The sequence below is a fragment of the Streptomyces sp. 3211.6 genome (assembly GCF_003634815.1).
Classification (GTDB): domain Bacteria; phylum Actinomycetota; class Actinomycetes; order Streptomycetales; family Streptomycetaceae; genus Streptomyces; species Streptomyces katrae_A.
In genome coordinates this window covers 4830502-4848370 of sequence record NZ_RBXC01000001.1, presented here as the reverse complement: position 1 = coordinate 4848370, position 17869 = coordinate 4830502, and the positions used below count along the sequence as shown (strand labels likewise).

Annotated in this window: 17 protein-coding genes; 8 read left to right on the top strand and 9 right to left on the bottom strand. The window is 72.7% G+C overall.

The features are described from left to right. Positions 1–82 precede the first annotated feature (82 nt). The gene (locus BX286_RS22530; protein ID WP_079429363.1) at positions 83–487 is read right to left on the bottom strand and encodes a cobalamin B12-binding domain-containing protein; all 405 of its coding nucleotides are present in this window, start codon (positions 485–487) and stop codon (positions 83–85) included. Between the two features lie 211 nt (positions 488–698). Between BX286_RS22530 and BX286_RS22525 the strand changes: the two genes are divergently transcribed. From BX286_RS22525 to BX286_RS22515, 3 genes are all read left to right on the top strand, one after another. Beyond that, the gene (locus tag BX286_RS22525; RefSeq protein ID WP_079429362.1) at positions 699–1535 is read left to right on the top strand and encodes a triacylglycerol lipase; all 837 of its coding nucleotides are present in this window, start codon (positions 699–701) and stop codon (positions 1533–1535) included. Positions 1536–1606: 71 nt separating this feature from the next. Further along, positions 1607–1978 carry a hypothetical protein gene (locus BX286_RS22520; RefSeq protein WP_079429361.1) on the top strand — a complete coding sequence of 124 codons (372 nt, stop codon included), beginning with the start codon at positions 1607–1609 and terminating at the stop codon, positions 1976–1978. Positions 1979–2189: 211 nt separating this feature from the next. After that, positions 2190–3683 carry a M23 family metallopeptidase gene (locus BX286_RS22515; protein WP_261993495.1) on the top strand — a complete coding sequence of 498 codons (1494 nt, stop codon included), beginning with the start codon at positions 2190–2192 and terminating at the stop codon, positions 3681–3683. 30 nt (positions 3684–3713) lie between these two features. Here BX286_RS22515 and pcrA read toward each other — a convergent pair whose 3' ends face one another. After that, positions 3714–6197, bottom strand: coding sequence for a DNA helicase PcrA (pcrA, locus tag BX286_RS22510; RefSeq protein WP_079429359.1), 2484 nt, complete (start codon positions 6195–6197; stop codon positions 3714–3716). A 95-nt stretch (positions 6198–6292) separates the two neighbouring features. On the opposite strand from pcrA, the gene BX286_RS22505 reads away from it, so the two are divergent. Both BX286_RS22505 and BX286_RS22500 read left to right on the top strand, forming a co-directional pair. Then, on the top strand, positions 6293–6649 hold the full coding sequence (locus BX286_RS22505) for a hypothetical protein (protein WP_079429358.1): 357 nt from the start codon (positions 6293–6295) through the stop codon (positions 6647–6649). A gap of 127 nt (positions 6650–6776) precedes the next feature. Then, the gene (locus BX286_RS22500) at positions 6777–7850 is read left to right on the top strand and encodes a C40 family peptidase (protein WP_121016145.1); all 1074 of its coding nucleotides are present in this window, start codon (positions 6777–6779) and stop codon (positions 7848–7850) included. Between the two features lie 6 nt (positions 7851–7856). Here the strand turns inward: BX286_RS22500 and BX286_RS22495 are convergent, their stop codons facing one another. The 3 genes from BX286_RS22495 to BX286_RS22485 form a co-directional block, all read right to left on the bottom strand. Next, complete coding sequence (locus tag BX286_RS22495; RefSeq protein WP_237293057.1) at positions 7857–8969, bottom strand: esterase family protein; 1113 nt, start codon at positions 8967–8969, stop codon at positions 7857–7859. A 120-nt stretch (positions 8970–9089) separates the two neighbouring features. Further along, positions 9090–9782 (bottom strand): response regulator transcription factor, encoded by a 693-nt coding sequence (locus BX286_RS22490; RefSeq protein ID WP_079431909.1) that lies wholly within the window; start codon positions 9780–9782, stop codon positions 9090–9092. A 5-nt stretch (positions 9783–9787) separates the two neighbouring features. Beyond that, positions 9788–11083 carry an ATP-binding protein gene (locus BX286_RS22485; RefSeq protein ID WP_079429355.1) on the bottom strand — a complete coding sequence of 432 codons (1296 nt, stop codon included), beginning with the start codon at positions 11081–11083 and terminating at the stop codon, positions 9788–9790. 131 nt (positions 11084–11214) lie between these two features. Between BX286_RS22485 and BX286_RS22480 the strand changes: the two genes are divergently transcribed. After that, a complete protein-coding gene (locus BX286_RS22480; RefSeq protein ID WP_079429354.1) occupies positions 11215–12540 on the top strand; it encodes a PspC domain-containing protein in 1326 nt (441 codons plus the stop codon). Then, a complete protein-coding gene (locus BX286_RS22475) occupies positions 12527–12751 on the top strand; it encodes a hypothetical protein (protein ID WP_100863052.1) in 225 nt (74 codons plus the stop codon). Before BX286_RS22480 ends, BX286_RS22475 begins: the two co-directional genes overlap by 14 nt. Here the strand turns inward: BX286_RS22475 and BX286_RS22470 are convergent. The 4 genes from BX286_RS22470 to guaA form a co-directional block, all read right to left on the bottom strand. After that, positions 12697–13203, bottom strand: coding sequence for a DoxX family protein (locus tag BX286_RS22470; RefSeq protein ID WP_121016143.1), 507 nt, complete (start codon positions 13201–13203; stop codon positions 12697–12699). The genes BX286_RS22475 and BX286_RS22470 overlap by 55 nt on opposite strands. A gap of 19 nt (positions 13204–13222) precedes the next feature. Then, the gene (locus BX286_RS22465) at positions 13223–14464 is read right to left on the bottom strand and encodes a hypothetical protein (RefSeq protein WP_398898900.1); all 1242 of its coding nucleotides are present in this window, start codon (positions 14462–14464) and stop codon (positions 13223–13225) included. Positions 14465–14581: 117 nt separating this feature from the next. Continuing rightward, a complete protein-coding gene (locus BX286_RS22460) occupies positions 14582–15370 on the bottom strand; it encodes a class II aldolase/adducin family protein (protein ID WP_100863054.1) in 789 nt (262 codons plus the stop codon). A 133-nt stretch (positions 15371–15503) separates the two neighbouring features. Further along, positions 15504–17096 carry a glutamine-hydrolyzing GMP synthase gene (guaA, locus tag BX286_RS22455; RefSeq protein ID WP_079429349.1) on the bottom strand — a complete coding sequence of 531 codons (1593 nt, stop codon included), beginning with the start codon at positions 17094–17096 and terminating at the stop codon, positions 15504–15506. Between the two features lie 328 nt (positions 17097–17424). Between guaA and BX286_RS22450 the strand changes: the two genes are divergently transcribed. Further along, complete coding sequence (locus BX286_RS22450) at positions 17425–17694, top strand: chorismate mutase (protein WP_079429348.1); 270 nt, start codon at positions 17425–17427, stop codon at positions 17692–17694. Positions 17695–17869 lie beyond the last annotated feature (175 nt).

Here is a 17869-nt window from a genome sequence, read left to right as displayed (position 1 = left end):
CCGGGGGGCAGGGGCCAGGGGTCTCCCCCGGGGGAGGATCGCGAAACACCCGGGGGGCGGCTCCCAGCGGGAGCCGGGTGGGTCAGGCCGGGCGGACGTGGGTGTTGACCCAGTCGACGATCTCCGTCGTCGTCGCGCCGGGGGTGAAGATCGCCGCCACGCCCTTCTCCTTCAGCGGGGCGATGTCGTCCTCCGGGATGATCCCGCCGCCGAAGACCTTGATGTCCTCCGCGTCCCGCTCCTTCAGCAGGTCCAGCACCCGCACGAACAGCGTGTTGTGCGCGCCCGAGAGGATCGACAGGCCGATGGCGTCGGCGTCCTCCTGGATCGCGGTGTCGACGATCTGCTCGGGGGTCTGGTGCAGGCCCGTGTAGATGACCTCCATGCCCGCGTCCCGCAGCGCCCGCGCGATCACCTTGGCCCCGCGGTCGTGGCCGTCGAGACCCGGCTTGGCCACCACCACACGGATCGGACCGGTCACACCCATCGCACTGCCTCCCGAGTGAACGAACGTTAAGTACAGCATTGCGCACGGCACCGTTTCACGGTCAACGGGGAGGGGGAAATCACACGTGGGACGCCGTTGATTCACCTCGCCCAGTCGCCCCGCCACCGCGCCGACAGCCGCACGGCACGGTGGCGGGGCCACGTCGGCAGCCGGCACGGCCCCGCACCCAAGAGGTCAGGGGAGGCCGTCGATGGGGCTGACGATCGCACCGCTGCCCGTCCCGCGCTCGGGGGCCGCCCTGCGGGCCGCGGTCCTGGAGGCATTGGTGCTCGCCGGGCACATGCTCCTCTACCCGAGTGGAGTCCGGGAGGAGCGCGCGAAGCGACACCGCGACGGGTCCGGGCAGTTGCCGCCCGTCCTGCTGCTGCACGGGTTCACCGACAACCGGTCGGTGTTCGTCCTGCTGCGCCGCGCCCTCGGGGCGGGCGGCCGGCGGCGCGTGGAGACGTACAACTACTCCCCCCTCACCCTCGACCTGCGCGTCACCGCCCGCCACCTCGCCCGGCGCGTCGAGGAGCTGTGCGAGCGCAGCGGTCAGGACCGGGTGGACCTCGTGGGACACAGCCTGGGCGGGCTGGTCGGGCGGTACTACGTCCAGCGGCTCGGCGGTGACGCCCGGGTGCGGACGCTGGTCACCCTCGGCACCCCGCACGGCGGGACCCGCGTCGCCCCCTTCATGGACGCCCACCCGCTGGTCCGCCAGATGCGCCCGGACTCCCCGGTGATGGCCGAGCTGCGCGCGCCCGCGCCCGGCTGCCGGACCCGGTGCGTGGCCTTCTGGAGCGAGTTCGACGCCCTGATGGCCCCGGCCGGCACGGCCCGGATCGAGCACCCGGACCTGGACGCGACGAACATCGAGGTCACCGGGATCGGGCACCTCGCCCTTCCGGTGCATCCCGCCGTCATCACCGCCGTCCGGCGGGCCCTCGACGGTCCGGTGCGCGACGCCGGGGGCGCCGGCCGAGCGGAGGGGCCCGTGAGGAAACCCCGGCCGGCCGGAACCGAAGGGGAGGGCATGGTCGTCTGAGCCCCCGGAGGATTCCGGGACGGGGCGGACGCAGCGGACGCGGCAGACGCAGCAGGGGGACGGGCGGGGGCATGGGCGGGGAGGGTACGGCGGCGCGGCGCGGGGTGCTGGCGCCCGTGCTGGCGAACCTGGCCCTCGGCGTACCCGCCACCGTGCCCCTCTACCTGGCCTGGTGGGCGCTGACGGAGTACCTGCCCATGGACTGCCACAGCACCGCCGACCTCGCCGGGCCGGACCTGCGCAACTGCGACTTCCACACCCTCGACCACTCCGCGGCCATGCTGTTCCTGCTCGTCGTCACGGGTGTGCTGCTGGTCGGCGCGGTGTTCGTCGTCGACGCCGTCCTGCCGTCCAGGGCACGCCGCGGGACCTGGCTGCGGTCGGCCGCGCTGGTGCCGGTGCCGTTCGCGCTGCTGCTCGCGTTCGCCTACAACACCGGATGACCCGGAGTCGAACGAATTTCGAACTCAAGGCCAAGGGTCGGTCTCCCTGCGACCGAAAGGCGGCCGAATGCCCGGTTCCCCCGAGCTCGAAACCCGCCGAAGATTGTCGAGGCGAGTAACCGCCGGGTACAGTCACGCCACTGCTCTCCTCCGGTGAACCTTGAGTTCCCCGGCCACCCAGGCCCCCACTGCCGAGGCGAAAGAGAAGTTGGTGAACGACCGCCCGACGTCGGGCCAGTACCCCGATTTGGGGTACGACGGCCTTTCCACCACCACTTTCGCTGGTGACCAGGCATACGTTTCCTACGAAACGCAGGGCCAGGGCTATCAGTACGTCACGGATTACGCCCCGTCCGGCAGTTACGGGAACTACGACGCCTACGACGCCTCCGGCGCGTACCCGTCGACCGCCGACACCGGCGCCTACGACAGCACCGCGTGGACCGCGCAGCAGGACTACCTCTCCAGCGTCCCGGCCCAGACCGTCCCCGAGGACGCGACCGGCTCCTGGGACGCGAGCACCTGGAACTCCGCGAACTCCGCCGCCACCGTCGCCGATTACCCGTCGGCCCCGTTCGGGTACGACACCCCCGGCTCCGAGCCGACCGGCCAGTGGGACTTCTCCGGCTACGGACACGGGCACGGCCAGGACACCGGCGCCTACGACGCCACCGCGTGGAACAGCGGCGGCGGTGTCGAGGAGGCCGAACCGGCGGCCGACGCGTACGCCGATGACGAGACCTCCGTCTTCGAGCCCCTCGGCCCCGCCTTCCCCGCCGAGGGCGACGACGCTCAGTTCGACGACCCGCAGTTCGACGACCCGCAGTTCACCGACGAGGCCGTCCACGACCTGCCCACGCAGATGGTCCCCCTGGCCTCCGCCACCCCGGAGCCGCGTTCGGCGCGCCGGGCCGGCGGCCGCGGCGGCGCCAAGGGCGGCGGCAAGGACAAGGCGGGCGGCAGCGCCCGGCGCCGTACGCCGGCCAAGCGCTCCGCCCTGCTGACCGTGGCCGTGCCCTCGGTCTGCGTGATGGGCGTCGCGGGAATCGCCGCCGCCTCCGTCAGCGGTCTCACCGGCGGTGACAAGCCGTCCGAGGACACCACGACGATGGCCGCCCCCGACCCGGCCTCCGTGAAGCCGGTCGCGGCGAACAACAAGCTCGACACCCAGCTGGCCGCCCTGAGCGCCGACGCCGGTGACTTCGCCGACCGCGCGAGCCGCACCCAGGAGCGGATCGACCTCAAGCAGCGGCAGGAAGACGAGAAGAAGAAGCGGGCCGAGGAGGCGGCGGCCAAGGAGGCGGCCCGCCCCAAGTTCGCCATCCCCGTCACCCAGCACGGGCTGAGCGCCATGTTCGGCCAGGCCGGCGGCATGTGGATGTCCGTGCACACCGGCATCGACTTCCCGGTCTCCTACGGCACCCCGGTCATGGCCGCCACCGACGGCACCATGCGCACCCAGTGGAACAGCGCCTACGGGAACATGGCCATCCTGACCTCTCCCGACGGCACCGAGACCTGGTACTGCCACCTCAGCAGCACCAAGATCCGGTCCGGGCAGGTCAAGGCCGGCGACGTCATCGCCTACTCCGGCAACTCCGGCAACTCCACCGGCCCGCACCTCCACTTCGAGGTACGGCCCGGTGGCGGCTCCGCCATCGACCCCCTGGCGTGGCTGCGCAACCACGGCCTGGACCCGACCTAGGCCCTCAGGCCCCGGCAGGCCCGGCTCGCCTCAGAGCTTCTGCACCGGCGCGTAGCGCAGCAGCAGGCGCTTGGGCTTGTCGTCCCCGAAGTCGATGGTGGCCTGCGCGTCCGCGCCGGCGCCCCGGACGTCCATGACCGTGCCCAGCCCGAACTGGTCGTGCGTCACCCGGTCCCCGACGGCCAGCGCGATGACCGGCTTGTCCGTCGCACGGCGCGTCGCGAACCCGGACGGGCCACCGCCCGACCGGGAGCGCGAGGAGGACAGGAAGGCCTCGGGCGAGGTCCCGAACGAGGACTTCCCCGTGCCGGAGCCGTAGCCGGATCCGCGCACCGGCCCGGCCGGCTTCTGCGCGGCGCCGGTCCGCTTCCACTGGAGGTACTCGGCCGGGATCTCCTCGAGGAACCGCGAGGGCGGGTTGTACGAGGGGGTGCCCCAGGCGCTGCGCATGCTGGAGCGGGTGAGGTACAGCCGCTCGCGGGCGCGGGTGATGCCGACGTAGGCGAGGCGGCGCTCCTCCTCCAGCTCCTTGGTCTGGCCCAGCGCGCGCATGTGCGGGAAGACCCCGTCCTCCATGCCGGTCAGGAAGACCACCGGGAACTCCAGGCCCTTGGCGGTGTGCAGGGTCATCAGCGTGATGACGCCCGAGCCGTCCGGGTCCTCGTCCGGGATCTGGTCGGAGTCGGCGACGAGCGCGACCTGTTCCAGGAACTCGGCCAGGGTGCCCGGGGTGTCCTCGTCCCTCGCCTGCTCGAATTCGAGGGCGACGGCAGCCAGTTCCTGGAGGTTCTCGATCCGGGTCTCGTCCTGCGGGTCGGTCGAGGCCTGGAGCTCGGCGAGGTACCCCGTACGCTCCAGGACCGCCTCCAGCACCACGGCCGGGCCGGCGCCGGAGTCGACGATGGTGCGCAGCTCCTCCATCAGGGTGTTGAACCGCTTGACGGCGTTGGTGGAGCGGGCGGCCATGCCGAAGGCCTCGTCCACCCGGCGCAGGGCCTGCGGGAAGGTGATCTTCTCGCGGAGGGCGAGGGCGTCGATCATCGCCTCGGCGCGCTCGCCGATGCCGCGCTTGGGCACGTTGAGGATGCGGCGCAGCGGGACGTTGTCCTCGGGGTTGGCCAGGACGCGCAGGTAGGCCAGGACGTCCCGGACCTCCTTGCGCTCGTAGAAGCGGACGCCGCCGACGACCTTGTAGGGCAGTCCGACCCGGATGAAGATCTCCTCGAACACGCGGGACTGGGCGTTGGTCCGGTAGAAGATCGCGACGTCGCCGGCCTTGGCCTCGCCCGCGTCCGTCAGCCGGTCGATCTCGTCGGCGACGAACTGGGCCTCGTCGTGCTCGGTGTCGGCGACGTAGCCGGTGATGACGGCACCGCTGCCGGCCTGGGTCCACAGGTTCTTGGCGCGGCGGTTCTCGTTGCGCTCGATGACGGCGTTGGCGGCGGAGAGGATCGTCTGCGTGGAGCGGTAGTTCTGCTCCAGCAGGATCGTCGTGGCGTCCTTGTAGTCCTCCTCGAACTGGAGGATGTTGCGGATGGTCGCGCCGCGGAAGGCGTAGATCGACTGGTCGGCGTCGCCCACCACGCACAGTTCGGCGGGCGGCAGGTCCGGGTAGCCGGGGCCGACCAGCTCGCGCACCAGGGTGTACTGGGCGTGGTTGGTGTCCTGGTACTCGTCGACCAGGACGTGCCGGAAGCGGCGCCGGTAGTGCTCGGCCACGTCCGGGAAGGCCTGGAGGAGGTGGACCGTGGTCATGATGATGTCGTCGAAGTCGAGCGCGTTGGCCTCGCGCAGCCGACCCTGGTACATCGCGTACGCCTGGGCGAGGGTCTTCTCGAAACCGTCGGCGGCCTGGGCGGCGAAGGCGTCCTCGTCGATGAGCTCGTTCTTGAGGTTCGAGATCTTGGCGTTGAAGGACTTGGGCGGGAACTTCTTCGGGTCCAGGTCCAGGTCGCGGCAGACCAGCGCCATGAGGCGCTTGGAGTCGGCGGCGTCGTAGATCGAGAACGACGAGGTGAAGCCCAGGCGCTTGGACTCGCGGCGCAGGATGCGCACGCACGCGCTGTGGAAGGTGGAGACCCACATGGCGTTGGCGCGCGGGCCGACCAGGTTCTCGACGCGCTCCTTCATCTCGGCCGCGGCCTTGTTGGTGAAGGTGATCGCCAGGATCTGGCCCGGGTGGACGTGCCGCGCGGACAGCAGGTGTCCGATGCGGTGGGTCAGCACGCGGGTCTTGCCGGAGCCGGCGCCGGCCACGATGAGCAGCGGGGAGCCCGCGTGCACCACGGCGGCGGCCTGCTGCTCGTTCAGCCCGTCCAGCAGGGCCGCCGGGTCGATGACCGGCCGGGGGGCGCCGTCGCGGTAGTGGGAGTCCCGGTCCACGGGCAGGTCGAAGCGGCCGCCGAACAGGTCGTCCGCGCCCTCCTCGGGGGCGTGGTGCTCCTCGGGCGGCGGCGGGACCTCGTCGGAAGGGGTGAGGTCGGCCAGGAAGCTGTCGTCAAAGAGGCTGCTCATCGCCATCCGAGTCTAGGGGGCGGGACCGACAGGCGGCCCCGCCCCGGGGAAATCCGCCGTCGGGACGGCGGGAGGCACCCCGTAGGCTCGTCGCCATGACTGTCCTCACCCACGTCTTCGTCGGCCTGCACATCATCGGCATAGCCTCCCTCCTGGGCGGCTTCCTCACCCAGATGAAGGCGATGGGCGCCGGCACCGCCCGCTTCGTGCCCGCGATGCTCCACGGCGCACTGACCATGCTCGTCACCGGCGTGCTGCTCGTCGGCTTCCACGAGATGGGCGACGGGGCGCCGCTGAACAACATCAAGATCGGCGTGAAGCTGGCGGTCCTCTTCGTGATCCTGGCGCTCGTCTACGTCAAGCGCGACGAGGAGCACGTCGAGAAGGGCCTCTTCGGTGCGGTCGGCGGACTGACCGTCGCCAATATCTTTATCGCCGTCCTCTGGCACTGAGCGGTCCCGTCCGGCCATCGGCGATCAGCCGCGGCCAGTACTGATCAACTCGTCATCCGGCCGTGACCTCCAGGTTTAGCGTCCTCCCCCGAGACCTGCGGGACCGACGGAAGGACGTGAGGCCCCCGTGGCCAGTCATCGAAAGCCCAGGCAGCGCCCGTTCTCCGGCGGCACCGTCCGGACGGCCGCCACCCTCGCCCTCGCGGGCGCTGCCACCGCCACCGCCTTCGAAGGCACCTCGCACGCCGAGCCGCAGCAGACCCCCGCCCAGGTCAAGGCGGAGGTCGACCGGCTCTACGAGGAGGCCGAGGCGGCGACGGAGAACTACAACGGGGCGAAGGCCAAGGCCGACGAGGCCGAGCGGGCGCTGGCCGGCCTGCAGGACGAGGCCGCCCGCAAGGAGGACCGGCTCGGCGCCGCCCGCAGCGCGCTCGCCACGGTCGCGGCCGGCCAGTACCGCAGCGGCGGCCTGGGCCCCGCCCTCCAGCTGGCGCTCGCCTCCGACCCGCAGGACTACCTCGAACGGGCCTCCCTCCTCACCCGGGCCGGCGACCGGACCGCCACCGAGGTGGCCTCCGTGCGGCGCGGGCTCGACGAGGTCGGCCGGCTGCGCGCGCAGGCCGACGGGAGCCTGCAGGAGGTCCGCGCCCGGCGGGCCGAGCTCGCCCGGCAGAAGGCCCTCGTCGAGGGCCGGCTGGCCACCGCCCAGCGGCTGCTGGCCCGGCTCGGCGCGCAGGAGCGGGCCGCGTACGAGGCCCGGCACGGCATCGGCCCGGCCGCCCCCGCCGCCGGACCCGCAGCAGCGGCGGCGGCCCCCGCCGGAGCGCACGGCTCCCCCGCCCCCGCCGACGGTTCGCGCGCCGCCCGCGCGGTGGCGTTCGCGTACGGGGCGATCGGCAGGCCGTACGTCTGGGGCGCGACCGGCCCGGGCTCGTTCGACTGCTCGGGGCTGACCCAGGCGGCCTGGCGGGCGGCCGGGGTCTCCCTGCCCCGCACCACCTACACCCAGATCAACGCCGGCCGGCGGGTCTCCCGCGACCAGCTGGCCCCCGGCGACCTGGTGTTCTACTACTCCGGCGTCACGCACGTCGGCCTGTACGTCGGGGGCGGCCAGATCATCCACGCCCCGCGCCCCGGCTCCACGGTCCGGCTGGCACCGGTCGACTCGATGCCCTGGGCCGGTGCCTCCCGCCCCGCGTAGGGCCCGTTACGGCGCCTTGACGGTCTGGCTGAGCCAGCCGAAGGTCTGCGGCAGCTGCTTGGACCAGGACTCCAGGTTGTGGCCGCCGGTGACCTTCTCCGCGTGCACGGTGGTCGGGTTCTTGGCGAGCCCCTTGAGGTCCATCCCCGACAGGTAGCCGTCCTGCTCCGCCCCCGACATCCACAGCGCCACCGCCGGCGGCGCGGGCTGGGCCTTCAGCAGTTCCTTGAGGTTGTGGGTGCGGCGCAGCTCGGGGTCCTTGGCGACCAGCGAGGTGGGCTCCTGGCCCGGGTCGTTGTAGCCGGACAGCGAGACGGCCGCGCCGTACCGGTCGGGGTGCAGGATGGCCAGCTTGGCCGCGCAGTAGGCGCCCGCCGAGTAGCCGGCCACGCCCCAGGTGCGGGGGTCGTCGGAGACGCGGAAGTTGTCGGTGACCATCTTGCGGACGTCGACGCTGAACCAGCTGTCGGCGTTGACCTTGCCGGGGAGGTTGGCACAGCCGGTGTCGGCGTTGCCCAGCAGCATGGCGCGCGGGGAGACCAGGATGAACGGCTGGACCTTGCCCTCCTTCATCAGCGGCTCCAGCACCTCGTGCGCCTTGAGCCCCTGGAACCAGGACTTGCCGGTGCCCGGTATGCCGGGGATCAGCTCGACGACCGGGAACTTCCTGTCCTTGTAGGCGGGGTCGTCGTACTGCGGCGGCAGCCACACCATGACGTCGCCCTTGACCCCGGAGATCTTCCCGTCGAGCTCGGTCTTCCTCACGCGTCCGCCGAGCCCGTCGACGGGCTGGAAGTCCTGGCGGACCTTCGGCTCCTGCCGGACCTGCTCGGCCTTCTTGCCGCCCATGCCGTCGGCGCCGAGGTCGGGGGCGGACTGGACGTAGCTGCCGGTGCCCATCAGGTCGCCCCAGGAGGCGTAGAAGTTCATGTCCCGGTTGACCGCGACGAACACCAGGGCGACGGCGGTGACCTGCGCGAACACCACCATCAGCCCGCGGACCGCCAGGCGTGCGGCGGCGGGGCCGCGCACCTTGCTCCACACGGTCAGCGGCAGGACGACGGCGATCAGCGTCAGGCCGATCACCGTCGCGAAGAGAGGGGTCCCCGTCAGGCTCATCACGCCACCCAAGAGGCCGCCGCGATGCCGTCCGGTTGCCCTCCCCGACTGCGTCGTGGATCACATCCGGATCATCCCCGGGGCCGCGCCCCGGGGTGTCACCCGCGGTTCACCCGCAGGTCAGACCAGGCGGCGCGCGGTGGCCCAGCGGGTCAGCTCGTGCCGGTTGGAGAGCTGGAGCTTCCTCAGCACGGCCGAGACGTGCGACTCGACCGTCTTCACCGAGATGAACAGCTGCTTGGCGATCTCCTTGTACGCGTACCCGCGCGCGATCAGCCGCAGCACCTCGCGCTCCCGCTGGGTGAGCCGGTCCAGGTCCTCGTCGACCGGCGGCGCGTCCGTGGAGGCGAAGGCGTCGAGGACGAAGCCGGCCAGCCGCGGCGAGAACACCGCGTCCCCGTCCTGGACCCGGAAGACGGAGTCCACCAGGTCGGTGCCGGTGATGGTCTTGGTGACGTAGCCGCGCGCGCCGCCCCGGATGACCCCGATGACGTCCTCGGCGGCGTCCGACACCGACAGGGCCAGGAAGCGCACCGGGTTCTCGGCGGCCGCCATCAGCGGGGCGCAGCGCCGCAGCACCTCGACGCCGCCGCCGCCGGGCAGGTGCACGTCGAGGAGGACCACCTCGGGGCGGGTGGCGGTGATGACGGTGACGGCCTGGTCCACGTCGGCGGCCTCCCCGACGACCTCGACGCCGGTGCGGGACGTCTCCCCGATCTCGGCCTGTACGCCGGTGCGGAACATGCGGTGGTCGTCGACGAGCACCACCCGGACCCTCCTGGACCCGTCGTTCACAGCGCTGCCCTCGGTCATGCCGGTCATGCCGCGTTCGCCACCCTCTCCATCTCCAGTTCGACTTCCGTGCCGCCGTCGGGCGCGGACCGCAGCCGGGCGGTCCCGCCGTTGCGCTGCATCCGGCCGATGATCGATTCTCGTACGCCCATGCGGTCGCCGGGTACCGCGTCGATGTCGAAGCCCGGCCCCCGGTCCCGTACGGACACGAACACCGTGCGCCCCTCGACCTCCGCGTACACCTGGACGGGCCCGCCCTCGCCACCGTACTTGGCGGCGTTGACCATCGCCTCGCGCGCGGCCTGCATCTGCGCGCCCAGCTTCTCGTCCAGTGGGCAGTCTCCGACGACGACCACCTCGATCGGGACGCCGTGGTGGTCCTCGACCTCGGCGGCGGCCTTCTTCACGGCCTCGGCGAGGGTGGCCGGCTCCTCGGCCTCGTCCTTGCCGGTGCCCTCCGGCTTGTACAGCCAGTTGCGCAGCTCCCGCTCCTGGGCGCGGGCGAGGCGGCGGACCTCGCCGACGTCCTCGGCGTTGCGCTGGATCAGGGTGAGCGTGTGCAGGACGGAGTCGTGGACGTGGGCGGCGACCTCGGCGCGCTCCTGGGCGCGGATGCGCATCAGACGCTCCTCGGAGAGGTCCTGGGTCATCCGGATCAGCCAGGGTCCGGCGAGCAGGGCGATGCCGACGAGGACGGCGAGGACGGCGGTGAGGAGGTTGCCGAGCTGGGCGGCGGAGCCCCGTACGACGATGAAGACGGTCAGGCCCACGCCGACGAGCACCACCCCGGCGAGCGCCCGGGCGGCCTGGAGGAGCCTCTTCTGGCGGTCCGCGGCGGAGTTCCAGCCGGCCCGGCGGGCGTTGTCGGCCTGCCGCCAGACGAGGACGACGCCGGCCCCGACGAGCAGGGTGGGCCAGACGTAGCGGCCGTTGGCGCCGCCGACGCGGAGCTGGGAGATGAAGATGCCCGCGCCGACAGCCAGGGCGATCAGCCCGGACACCGCCCCCTTGTCGGGCTTGCGCAGGCGCCGGCTGCCGTCGGCGAGGGTCTCGAAGAAGGAGTGGTGCCCGGTGCTGCCGCCGACGCCGAGCGGGACGAAGACCCAGAAGGCGGCGTACAGCAGCACCCCCAGCCCGTCCCCCCACATGAACATGGCGAGGAAGGCGAGCCGGACCCACAGGACGGGCAGCCCGAGGTGCCCGGCGAGGCCGCGCGCGACTCCGCCGAGCATCCGTCCGTCGGCGCTGCGGTAGAGCCTGCGCTGCGGGACGTCGTCGGGGTCGGGGGCGTGCGGGGTACGGGCGGCTGCTGCTGCGGGCATGTCACCAAGGGTCACATGGCAGGGCGGACGGCGGCATCAGGGCATCCCCCCAGTTCCGTCGGGGGGATATCAGGGTTGCGCCAGGGTAGGGCCCGGTGCCGGGCGGCCGGACGGGCGGTCACCATGGAGCCATGACCGACGTACACGACGCCCCGCCCGGGGGCGCCTCCGGACGGAGCCCGGGGGAAGAACCCGGGGCACCGGCCCCAGCCGACCGGCCGCCGCTGCGCCGCAGCAAGCGCGACAAGGTCCTCGCAGGCGTCTGCGGCGGCCTGGGCCGGTATTTCGACCTGGACCCGGTGATGTTCCGGATCGTGCTCGGCGTGCTCGCCGTCACGGGCGGCGTCGGCCTGGTCTTCTACGGGTTCGCCTGGCTGCTGCTGCCTCTGGAGGGCGAGGAGGACAGCGAGGGCCGCAAGCTGCTGACCGGCCGCGTCGAAGGGTCCACCCTGGCCGCGGTGTTCAGCGCCCTGGTGGGCTGCGCCCTGTTCCTGTCGATGCTCGACAACGGGGTGATGGGCGCCTTCTCCGTCCTGGTCATCCTGGCGCTCGGCGGGGCCGCGTACTGGTCCCGGCGGCACCGCCGGGCCGCCGCCCCCGAGGCGGAGGCCCCCGGGACGCACCGCCCGGCTCCGCCGGAGACCCAGGCGCCGCCCGTGCCGAGCAGCCCGTCGTGGTGGCGCGATCCGCTGGTGAAGGACGGCACCACCGGGCCGGTCGGCTCCTCCGGCTACCTGTGGGGCCCCGACGACGGCGCCGACGACCGCCCGGGCACGCTGCCCGGGGCGGCCCCGGCTAAGCCGGAGCCGACGCCCGCGTACGGGCAGGGGCGCGGCGGGATCGGCGGCCGGATCTTCGTCCTGGCCCTGCTGGCCGGCGGGATCGCCACCGCCTCCGTCTGGCACGGCAGCCCGCTGGGGCACGCCCTCCAGGTCGGCCTGGCCTGTGCGCTGGCCGTCTTCGGGCTGGGCCTGGCGGTGAGCTCTGTCAAGGGCCGCACCGGCTTCGGCACGATCCTGCTGGGCCTGGTCACGGCCGGGCTCCTCGCGGCGGCCACCGCCCTGCCGCGCGAGGTGAGCACCGACTGGCACAACGTCGACTGGCGTCCGGCGGCGGTGGCCGACGTCCGGCCCCTGTACTCCTCCGGGACGGGGCTGGCCACGCTCGACCTGAGCCGCCTGGACGTGCCGAAGGGCACGACCGTGCCGGTCCGCGCCTCCATCGAGGCGGGCCGGCTGAAGGTGATCGTCCCCCGGGAGGTCACCGCGAAGGCCGACGTCTCCATCGACCTGGGCGACATCCAGCTGCCCGGGGACCGCTCCGTGCGGATCAAGAGCGGCGGCGAGAACCGGCGGGCGACCCTGGCCCCCACCGCGGGCACCGAGGCCGGCGGGACGATCGAGCTGCACCTGGACGCGGGTGTGGGACAGGTGGAGGTGGCCCGTGCGGCGTCATGAGTTCCAGCCCGGAAGGCTGCTGGCCGGCCTGGTGCTGACCTCGGCGGGCGTGCTGTACCTGCTCGACGCGGCCGGCGAGACCGACCTGCCGTGGTTCCTGGTCGTTCCGATGGCCTTCGGCGGACTGTCCCTGGCCGCCCTGGTGGGGCTGGTGACCTACGCGGTACGGCGGGACCGGCGCGACCGGATCAGCCGGTCGAGGGACCAGTAGGGCGCCCCGGCCAGCACCAGCGGGATCCACGCCATCAGATACACCAGGTCGTTGCCGAAGTAGTAAGGGGTCACGGCCCAGGACACCGTCAGCCACAGGCTCAGTGAGATCAGCGCACCGCCCGCGGCCGCGATCCGGGTCAGCAGCCCGGCGAGCACGCCCAGGCCTACCAGGAGCTCCCCGAGGGCGATGGCGTAGCCGAAACCGGCGGGGGCCTTCAGCGTGAGGTCCACCAGGGCCGGGATCGCGGCGGTGTCGCGCACGCCGTGCATCTGCTCGCCGATCGAGCCGGAGCCGGAGGCGGCGAAGAAGCCCGGGGTGGTCAGTTTGTCGAGGCCCGCGTAGACGAAGGTCACGCCGAGGAAGATCCGCAGCGGGAGGAGGGCATGGCGGGAGGCGAGTTCTCTCCACGGTGTGGACCGCACACCGGAAGGGACGTCAGTTCGGTTCACGCAGCCATGTCTACCCGCTTCATTCGGCCACGTCGATGATGCAGCGGTTGGATTCCACCCCGGCGGCGGTCACCACCTGCACGTCGACCCGGCCCGGCTCCACCTCCGCGGGCACCGGCACCGTGAGCACCGTGTCCGAGGGGTTCACGAACCCGCCCGCCACCGGCACCAGCGGAACGTGCACGTGGACCGCGCCGACCCGCACCACCAGCCGGGCCAGCATCTCCGGCGTGTGCGCCCCCGGCGGCACGAACCCCACGCCCCGGATCTCGATGTCGTCGCCGGGCCGGACCGCGGCGTCGATGTCCCCCGGCTCGCGCCTGCGGACCACCGACAGCACCAGCGGCCGGCTTCCCTCCGCGTACTTCGCCGCCAGGTACACCGCCGCCGACAGGGCCACCAGCAGGGCCAGCGCCCACGGCAGCTGCGGCAGCCGGTCGGGGAAGCGGGCCAGCGACACCGCCGCGTAGGCCAGCACCACCGTGGAGACGAGGACGTACTGCGCGTCGGGGAAGCTGCCGCGGCCGTCGTCGTCCGTCAGCAGGTCCACCCCGCGCGGCCGGTCCGCCGGCAGCTTCTGCAGCCGCTGCCCCATGATCCGTACGGAGACCACCCGGCGCACCAGCACCGCCACCCCCGACGTCAGCGCGACCACCGCCAGCAGGGGCAGCGCCCGCCCCAGCGCGAACCCCTGGTACAGGGCGTCCCGCTCCGGGCCGGGCGAGGAGGCGGCCAGCCGCAGCGCGGGCAGCAGCGCCGCGAACGCGGTCAGCACCACCCAGGCGCTCGGTACCGCCTTCGAGGTGGACAGCCGGTTGTCCTCGCCGACCAGCGGGGCCAGCAGCCCGCCCCGCAGCGACTGGGCGCGGGCGGCGACGGTCAGCAGCCCGGCCAGGACCAGCGCGGCCAGCAGCCCGGCGGTGCGGGCGGTGGACCAGCCGGTGCCGAGCGCGGTGCCGACCTGCACCAGCAGCAGCACCCCGGCGGCGATCCACAGGGCGAGGACGGCCCGCCGGGAGAACAGGTACAGCCAGGAGTTCCCGGCCTCTCTCCCCCGTTCGGCGACCGTGCGGGCGGACAGGGCCAGTTCGTCGGAGACCCACTGGCGGGAGGCGCCGAGGGAGTGGGCCACGGCGGGCGGCACCCCCTGCCCGGCGGCGAACTCGTCGCGCTTCTCCAGGAACGCGGCGACCGCGCGCCGGTGCCCCTCCCGCGCGCAGTCGTCGCAGGCGCAGACGGCGGTATGGGTACCCCGGGACATCTCTTGGACAGCCACGTGCGTGCCGCCTCTCTGAACTACGGTGCAATGCCAGCGAATTGTGCACCACTGGGGCAGTGCTCCGGATTGCGCACGATGTCAGAGCAGGTGATTAACGGTTCATGATGTTGACGCCACGGGTCCGGCGCCGTCCGCGACCGTCTGCCAGAGCGGCTGGTAGCTCGCCCAGGCGGCCAGGTCTCCCCCGAAGCGCTCCCGCGTGGCGACCGCCCCGTGGTGGTCGATGAGCACCGGCTTCCCGGCGGCCCGCGCGATCAGCTGCACCTGCGCCGCCCGCTCCGCCGCGACGAACCACCACACGGCCGCGTCCACCGACCCGCCGACCGTCAGCAGCCCCCGGTTGCGCAGGATCAGCGCCTTGTACGGGCCCAGCGCCCGCGCGACCCGCGCCGGGTCCTCCGCGCCCAGGTACTCGTCGAGGAGCGCGTGGTCCTCGTAGAAGGCGCAGGCCTCCTGGCTGACGGGAGCCAGCAGCTCGCCCAGGCAGGCCAGCGCCCTGCCGTAGGGGCCCTGGGTGCGGACCACGGCGACCACCTCCGGGCGCGCCCGGTGCACGGCCGCGTGCACGGCGAAGGCCAGCTGGTTCACCCGCCGCCCGCCCCGCACCACCCGCCCGTCCCCGTCGACCAGCAGCAGGTCCTCGGGGCCGAGCCCGGCGAAGGCCCGGCCGAAGGGGTTGACCCAGTAGCAGTCCTCGAACTCCGGGTCCCGGGCGCTGACGTGTCCCGCGACCCCGTCCTCGTACCCGAGCCGCCCCAGCAGCCGCAGCGCCCCCGCGAGCCGCTCCTTGCGGTGGGTGCGCTCCTCGGCCGGGTCCGCGTGCACGGGCGGCATCTCGAACGCCAGCCGGTCCACCGGCACGGGCACGGGTACGGGCTGCTCCGGCATGGCCCCTCCTTCCGCTCGCGGCGCAAGGTACCGGCCGGGCCCGCAACTGACCAGAGCAACGGCGAAGCCGCCGCTCCCGGGGGAACGGCGGCTTCGCGTCAGGCACGGCGACCGCGGTGGCGGTCGTGGGGGCCTACTCCCACTCGATGGTGCCCGGGGGCTTGCTCGTGCAGTCCAGGACCACGCGGTTGACGTCCTTGACCTCGTTGGTGATGCGGGTCGAGATCCGGGCCAGCACCTCGTACGGCATGCGGGTCCAGTCCGCCGTCATGGCGTCCTCGGACGAGACCGGGCGCAGCACGATCGGGTGGCCGTAGGTGCGGCCGTCACCCTGGACGCCCACGCTGCGGACGTCGGCGAGCAGGACGACCGGGCACTGCCAGATCTCCCGGTCCAGGCCGGCGGCGGTCAGCTCGTGGCGGGCGATGGCGTCGGCCTCGCGCAGCAGGTCCAGGCGCTCCTTGGTGACCTCGCCGACGATGCGGATGCCGAGGCCGGGGCCGGGGAAGGGCTGGCGCTGGACGATCTCCTCGGGCAGGCCGAGCTCCTGGCCGACCATCCGGACCTCGTCCTTGAACAGCTGGCGCAGCGGCTCGACGAGCTCGAACTCGATGTCGTCGGGGAGGCCGCCCACGTTGTGGTGGGACTTGATGTTGGCCGTGCCGGTGCCGCCGCCGGACTCCACGACGTCCGGGTACAGGGTGCCCTGGACGAGGAAGGCCACCGCCGGGCCGTCCTCCTGGAGGATCTCCAGCTGGGCCTGCTCGAAGACGCGGATGAACTCGCGGCCGATGATCTTGCGCTTGGTCTCCGGGTCGGAGACGCCGGCCAGCGCGTTCAGGAAGCGCTCCTGGGCGTCGACGACCTTCAGCTGGACGCCGGTGGCCGCGACGAAGTCCTTCTCGACCTGCTCGGTCTCGCCCTTGCGCATCAGGCCGTGGTCGACGTACACGCAGGTGAGCTGGGAACCGATGGCCTTCTGGACGAGGGCCGCGGCGACCGCGGAGTCCACGCCGCCGGACAGGCCGCAGATGGCGCGCTTGTCGCCGACCTGCGCCTTGATCGCGGCGATCTGCTCCTCGACGATGTTGCCGGTGGTCCAGGTGGGCTTGAGGCCCGCACCCCGGTAGAGGAAGTGCTCCAGGACCTGCTGGCCGTGCGTGGAGTGCATCACCTCGGGGTGGTACTGCACGCCGTACAGCTTCTTCTCGTCGTTCTCGAAGGCCGCGACCGGGACGACGTTCGTCGAGGCGGTGACGGTGAAGCCCTCGGGGGCGGCGGAGCAGGCGTCGCCGTGGGACATCCACACCGACTGGTGCTCGGGGGTGCCCTCGAAGAGGGTGGAGCCGGCCTTGGAGACCGACAGCGGGGTGCGGCCGTACTCGCGGGCGCCGGTGTTGTCGACGGTGCCGCCGAGGGTCGTCGCCATCAGCTGGAAGCCGTAGCACATGCCGAAGACGGGCACGCCGGACTCGAACAGGGCAAGGGCGTCGTCCAGGCGCGGGGCGCCCTCCTCGTAGACGGAGGACGGACCGCCGGAGAGGATGATCGCCTTCGGGTCCTTGGCGAGCATCTCGGCCACGGGCATCGTGCTGGGCACGATCTCGCTGTAGACGCGGGCCTCGCGGACGCGGCGGGCGATGAGCTGGGCGTACTGCGCGCCGAAGTCGACGACGAGGACCGTGTCCGGGGCGCTGTCGTGGGCGGCGGAGGGTGCTTCTGGCACGGGACGGCCTTCCGGCGGAAGAGGGGGCTGTTTTGTCGATTCTACCGGTGGCGCCGGCCGCCGGTTTGTCGCACCATCCGAGGCCCACGTCACGGCCGGGGCGTCTCAGCATCCGGGCCCGCTTGGCGCCGGGGCGCGGGGTGTGGCAATAATCCACACCATGCGCAAGCAGCTGAGCTTCCTCTTTACCTATGGCACCGGCCGGTCCGGTCGCCATGGGTCCTCGTGATGCTCGCTTGAGCCGCTGACTTCCCAGAGCGCCCCGGTCCGACAGGACCGGGGCGCTCCGCGTTCCCCCTCCTGCGGGCCACGACCACAGGAGAAACCCATGAGCACCCTCACCACCGCCGCCACCCCCGAGCAGCTGATCGCCGACTGCCGGGAGCGCATCGACGCCCTCGACGACCGGATCATCGGGCTGATCCAGGAGCGGATGGCCGTCTCGGCCGTCATCCAGGAGGCCCGGATCGGCGCGGGCGGGCGCCGGGTGCACCTCTCGCGGGAGATGGAGGTCCTGTCGCACTTCAGCGACGCCCTCGGCAAGCCCGGGACCGCGCTCGCGATGACCCTGCTGGAGCTGTGCCGGGGCCGCGTCTGACCGCGCGGCCGGGTGTTCGTCACCCGTCCGGACCGTGTCCCGCCCCGGGCGGCTTCGTTGAGGGGATGTCCGCGGGAGCGGTGAGACGTGACGCCTGAGGTGGCACGTCGTGGGACCCCTCTCCCCGCGTGGCCGGACGGCAGGGGACAGCAGCCCGGTCACCGCAAGAAGAACG

Coding starts and splice junctions, on each gene's coding strand:
- BX286_RS22530 (WP_079429363.1), bottom strand. CDS start 487: ATGGGTGTGACCGGTCCGATCCGTGTGGTGGTGGCCAAGCCGGGTCTC.
- BX286_RS22525 (WP_079429362.1), top strand. CDS start 699: ATGGGGCTGACGATCGCACCGCTGCCCGTCCCGCGCTCGGGGGCCGCC.
- BX286_RS22520 (WP_079429361.1), top strand. CDS start 1,607: ATGGGCGGGGAGGGTACGGCGGCGCGGCGCGGGGTGCTGGCGCCCGTG.
- pcrA (WP_079429359.1), bottom strand. CDS start 6,197: ATGAGCAGCCTCTTTGACGACAGCTTCCTGGCCGACCTCACCCCTTCC.
- BX286_RS22505 (WP_079429358.1), top strand. CDS start 6,293: ATGACTGTCCTCACCCACGTCTTCGTCGGCCTGCACATCATCGGCATA.
- BX286_RS22495 (WP_237293057.1), bottom strand. CDS start 8,969: ATGAGCCTGACGGGGACCCCTCTCTTCGCGACGGTGATCGGCCTGACG.
- BX286_RS22490 (WP_079431909.1), bottom strand. CDS start 9,782: ATGACCGAGGGCAGCGCTGTGAACGACGGGTCCAGGAGGGTCCGGGTG.
- BX286_RS22485 (WP_079429355.1), bottom strand. CDS start 11,083: ATGCCCGCAGCAGCAGCCGCCCGTACCCCGCACGCCCCCGACCCCGAC.
- BX286_RS22480 (WP_079429354.1), top strand. CDS start 11,215: ATGACCGACGTACACGACGCCCCGCCCGGGGGCGCCTCCGGACGGAGC.
- BX286_RS22465 (WP_398898900.1), bottom strand. CDS start 14,464: ATGTCCCGGGGTACCCATACCGCCGTCTGCGCCTGCGACGACTGCGCG.
- BX286_RS22460 (WP_100863054.1), bottom strand. CDS start 15,370: ATGCCGGAGCAGCCCGTACCCGTGCCCGTGCCGGTGGACCGGCTGGCG.
- BX286_RS22450 (WP_079429348.1), top strand. CDS start 17,425: ATGAGCACCCTCACCACCGCCGCCACCCCCGAGCAGCTGATCGCCGAC.